The following is a 2,325-nucleotide window of genomic DNA, read 5'->3' on the forward strand; positions in this document are numbered from 1 at the left end:
AACGTTGTACAATTTATATGGAGGTGCGAATGAAAAGGTACATCGTTTTAAGCGTCTTGGCTGTTGTGTTTTTTTGGGGATTCGTCGGAATGGTTCAAGCAGGTTTGAGTGATGGGCTTGTGGGGTATTACCCGTTCAACGGAAATGCTGATGATGAAAGTGGAAGTGGGAACTATGGTGTAGCTGATGGCGTAACACTAGTTAAAGATAGACATGAGAATAATGGCCGAGCTTATAGCTTTGATGGAAATGATAAAATAGCAATCAACTCTCCAATAACTACATCTATTACATATTCTGTTTCATTATGGATGAGATACTCAAGTGTGCTATCTTCAAATCAAATCTTGTTAGCAAATGGAGGTGATACAAATGGTTCTCAAGGACTTGCTATATTTATCGTCGGTACAGGACTCAGTTATCCAGTAGAAAATATTGATTATGGTCGAAGTGTCGCTTTTAGTTTTGCCGAAGAGACATTAGATATTAGGGGGTCGGTGTTTGCACCAATCAGTCCTGATGATTGGCACCATATAGTAGCGATTCGTGATCCATATTCTTCTGATCACAAAGCAGTAATATACATAAATGGTGTAAAATATGCTGATTCCATATCCACAATTGATAGTGGTAATCGATTTGGAGAAATTAATAATATGATGTTTGGCACGTCTTCGGCATCTCCCGGAGCAGTCAGCTTAAATGGAGAGCTTGATGATATTCGTGTTTATGATCGTATCCTTTCTGAATCAGAAATCAATCAACTTTATCATGAGGGTGAAGCTTGCGAAGACAACTATGATGAAGGTTATGAAGCTGGAAAACAATACTGTATTGATAATCCAGAAGCATGTGGGATTTCTACAAATGGGGGATTTACTCAAGCCGATTTAGATGCCAAGTATGCTGAAGGAAAAGATGATGGTTACGATGAAGGCTATCGGACGGGTATCGATAGCTGCGACAATCCAATAATTGTGCCAGATAGTAATTGCGCGACATTCGACTTATTCACTAATACATTGAGTGTGCCGTGTCTCAACATGGGTAAAACTTATTGGGTTGATATGAAACTTGAAGGCGATCATTTGACGATTGATGGTTTTGGAGAGGTGGAGTGAAACTTAAAATAGACGATGATCTTTGAATTGGAGAAAAGGCTCGGAGGTTATCGTCGAAAAGTGTACAACAGGTCGGTGAGAAAAATATAATTTTTAAAGGCAGTTAATCGTATAATAATCCGCAAATTTTACTTTTTTTTGAGACTACGAGAGCAGTTTTGACTATATGAATAAGACTGAATTAGAGGCCTTGTCAGAGACAAGGATCAGAGAAGCAGAACTATTGTTCAATAATGACGAGTTTGGAGGGGCGTATTATCTTGCAGGATACTCTGTTGAATGTGCTCTGAAGGCTTGTATTTGCAAACAAGTAAAGGAATTTGACTTCCCAAACAAGAAGTTAGCTCAAGACAGTCACACCCATAAACTTCAAGATTTAGTTGGTGTCGCAGGGCTGAAACAAAAACTCAAAGCCCATGAAGAAGAAAATGAATCTTTCAGATTGAACTGGGCGGTTGTTAAGGACTGGAATGAGTCCTCTCGATATGAAGTTAATATTGAGAAAACTAAAGCAAGTGACTTGATTGAAGCAATTACCGATAATGAATCAGGAATTTTACAATGGCTCAAGAAATTTTGGTAAGCGAAAGTCTTACAACGGATATGATCAGTGTCGGTGAATCTCTTCTCAAGAAGTTAGACCAAACTGATGCTAAGGTTTCAACAACTTTTTGGCTTTTTTTCCCTGAAGAAAGGTCATGGAAGTTATTTTTTACTTCAGAATTAGTAAAATCTGAAGGGCCAAAAAAATACTATAAAAAAATAGTTGATGCATTAAAAACCTTTAAAGAGAAGGAAAGCACAATTTCCTTAAATGATATAGTTGTCGCTGATAATTCAGATAAAACAGCTTTGTTATTATCAAGTGAGTTTCATACTGACCAAAATTTTTTAAAAAAACGAATCTATAGAGAAGCAATTAATGGTCATTTTATTGAAGGTGCCTATATCTACAGAATGAATCTACGGTCATAATGGAAACCGGGGTCGAGCTATTTTTTTTTATTCTTTTAACCCAACCTGATGGTCAGCCGAACTGCATGAACGGGATCGGTTAGTCTATAGGATGTCTCACTTACATTGATACAGAAGGTTGGTTACTACAAAGTTATAGACTAACAATTGTACAACATTCCAGTCGAGGGGACGCCGTGAACGGGAGTCATTTTCCGCGAAGGCTGTTGGCGGCGCCCCTCACTTCAGC

The 2,325-nt window shown here is 38.1% G+C and carries 3 protein-coding genes; all 3 read left to right on the plus strand.

Features of this window, described 5'->3' with window-relative positions; genetic code table 11:
• The coding region (locus MTBBW1_RS17060) for a LamG domain-containing protein (protein ID WP_222424092.1) at positions 1 to 1,121 on the plus strand (1,121 nt) is incomplete at its 5' end.
• Positions 1,122 to 1,287: 166 nt separating this feature from the next.
• On the plus strand, positions 1,288 to 1,704 hold the full coding sequence (locus tag MTBBW1_RS17065) for a HEPN domain-containing protein (RefSeq protein ID WP_080805224.1): 417 nt from the start codon (positions 1,288 to 1,290) through the stop codon (positions 1,702 to 1,704).
• A complete protein-coding gene (locus MTBBW1_RS17070) occupies positions 1,683 to 2,096 on the plus strand; it encodes a hypothetical protein (protein WP_080805226.1) in 414 nt (137 codons plus the stop codon). The genes MTBBW1_RS17065 and MTBBW1_RS17070 overlap by 22 nt, the downstream gene beginning before the upstream one ends.
• Positions 2,097 to 2,325 lie beyond the last annotated feature (229 nt).

Source organism: Desulfamplus magnetovallimortis, assembly GCF_900170035.1.
Taxonomy (GTDB): Bacteria; Desulfobacterota; Desulfobacteria; order Desulfobacterales; family Desulfobacteraceae; genus Desulfamplus; species Desulfamplus magnetovallimortis.